Genomic DNA, 1,700 nt, shown 5'->3' on the forward strand with positions numbered 1-1,700 from the left:
GACCGTGCCCTTTGGAGAGTGGGTCGCGCTGTCGAGGAAGATCGGTGGCCACCGGCCGCCCCCGACTGCCTTGCCCCTGCACCGAGTTCACCTTCCGTTCGCCGTGCAACCTTCTCCGCGTCGTACGTGTCTCCTATGCGAGCCCTCACACCTCGTACGCCATTGGCTCCCCGTACGCGAGCAAGGAGAATTTTGTGGGCATTCGCACCATGTTGACGGTGGCCGTGTGTGCCGCCACGGCGCTGACCGGCGGTGTGGCCGTCGCAGCGCCCGGGAGAACGGCCGAGGAGAAGGCGGCGACCACCACCGTCCGCGAGGACTTCAACGGTGACGGGTACCAGGACGTCGTCGTCGGGTCCCCCAACGCGACGGTGGACGGGCAGCTCTACGCCGGTTACATCACCATCGCCTACGGCTCCGCCCAGGGCCTGGGCCCCGCCCGCACGACGACCATCGACCAGAACACCCCGGGCGTGCCGGGCGAAGCCGGGGAGGGCCACAGCCTCGGCTTCCAGATGTACCCGGCCGACCTGGACCACGACGGGCTGACCGACCTCGCGCTGTACTCCAACGAATCGCTGCCGGAGCTGAACAACTACGGCTCCGTGATCATCCTGTGGGGCCGCACCGGCGGCATGACGGGCAAGGACTCGGTACGCGTGCCCGGCCCCGAGAGCGGCGAGATGGGCAACAACCTGATCGCCGGCGACTTCAACGGCGACGGCAACGCGGACCTGATGATGGCGCACGGCTCGCAGGACGAGTACTTCGACCAGCGGAGCGTGCTCTACGGGCCGTTCAACCGCTCCGGGGAGCCCTCGCGCGAACAGTTCGTGCCCATGTTCGATTCGGACAGTCGGATGGGCGCCCCCGCCAAGGGCGACTTCAACGGTGACGGCATCGACGACCTCATCACCTTCTACGGGTGGGAGGGGAACGTCGAGGGCACCCGGCTGTGGCTCGGCACCCCGCAGGGCCTGTCCACCACCTACACCCGGGTGCCCAGCGGCCGGGTCCCGGCGGTCGGCGACTTCGACAACGACGGCAAGGACGACCTGGCCATCCGGCTGGTCCCGAACGGCAACGAGGAGGACTACCCCACCGACCCGGGCACCATCCGTATCCTCTACGGCTCCGCGACCGGTCCGGGTGCGACCCGGTCCCGGATCATCACGCAGGACACGGCGGGCGTTCCCGGGGTCAGCGAGAAGGGCGACCAGTTCGGCGCCCGGATGAGCGCGGGCGACGTCAACGGCGACGGCTACGACGACCTCGCGGTGGGCGTGCCGTTCGAGGCCCTGGAGTCCAAGGCGGGCGCGGGCGCGGTGGTCCTGCTGAAGGGCGGGCCCGGCGGGCTGAGCGGCACCGGCGCCAAGTCGTTCCACCAGGACACGGCGGGCATGCCCGGGGTGGCGGAGACGGGCGACCACTTCGGCGGTTCGGTGCGGCTGCTGGACGTGAACAAGGACGGCAAGGCGGATCTGACGGCCGGCGCCCCCGACGAGAACTTGGAGGCGGTCGCGGACGGCGGTGCGGTGTGGTCGCTGCGCGGCGCCTCGACGGGGCTGACGACGACCGGTGCCGTCGCGTTCAACCCGGTCGACCTGGGGCTCCTGGCGAAGAAGTCCCGATTCGGCCTGAACCTGGCCGGCGACAACGGACCCAGCTTCTGAGCCATGAGGGGGCCCCTTCCGCGAGCG

Annotated in this window: 1 protein-coding gene; it reads left to right on the forward strand. The window is 70.1% G+C overall.

Annotation, left to right across the window (positions count from 1 at the left end):
* Positions 1–194: 194 nt before the first annotated feature.
* Positions 195–1,673: an FG-GAP-like repeat-containing protein gene (locus ACN6LM_RS37980; RefSeq protein ID WP_445069979.1), complete on the forward strand. Its 1,479-nt coding sequence runs from the start codon at positions 195–197 to the stop codon at positions 1,671–1,673.
* The last annotated feature ends 27 nt before the right edge of the window (positions 1,674–1,700 follow it).

The organism is Streptomyces sp. SAS_281, assembly GCF_052542855.1.